This is a genomic window from Rhizobium sp. 18055, assembly GCF_902706285.1.
GTDB lineage: Bacteria > Pseudomonadota > Alphaproteobacteria > Rhizobiales > Rhizobiaceae > Rhizobium.
On record NZ_CACSKD010000162.1, the window covers coordinates 1 to 514 of the forward strand.

General features: G+C 71.0%; 1 protein-coding gene. It reads left to right on the forward strand.

Features of this window, described 5'->3' with window-relative positions; all coding sequences use genetic code 11:
* Positions 1 to 514, forward strand: a 514-nt coding sequence (locus tag GVL52_RS31815) for a 2Fe-2S iron-sulfur cluster-binding protein (protein WP_200847966.1), incomplete at both ends; no start/stop codon positions are given.

The window sequence follows — 514 nt, forward strand, 5'->3', positions numbered from 1 at the left end:
GCAGCGACCGCCGCAGCTTCCCACCAGATCACCGTGCAGCCGAGCGGCCGCGCCTATGCCGCGCTGGCCGGCGAGACCCTGCTGGGCGCCGCGATCCGCAGCGGCGTCGGCCTGCCCTACGGTTGCAAGGACGGCGCCTGCGGCTCCTGCAAGTGCCGCAAGCTGAGCGGCTCGGTGGTGCACGGCGAGCACCAGTCGAAGGCACTGACCCCCGAGGAAGCCGACGCGGGCTTCGTGCTCACCTGCTGCGCCCAGCCGCTCACCGACGTGGTGCTGGAATCGCGCCAGGTGACCGACGAGAGCGCCTACCCCGTCAAGAAGATGCCCGTGCGCGTGTCCACGCTCACGCGCGCATCGCACGACGTGATGGTGGTGCGGCTGCAGTTGCCCGCGGCCGACACGTTCCGCTACCACGCGGGCCAGTACGTCGAGTTCATCCTGAAAGATGGCGCGCGCCGCGCCTATTCGATGGCCTGCGCGCCGCACACGCAGGAGGAAGCGCCGGGCCTGGAAC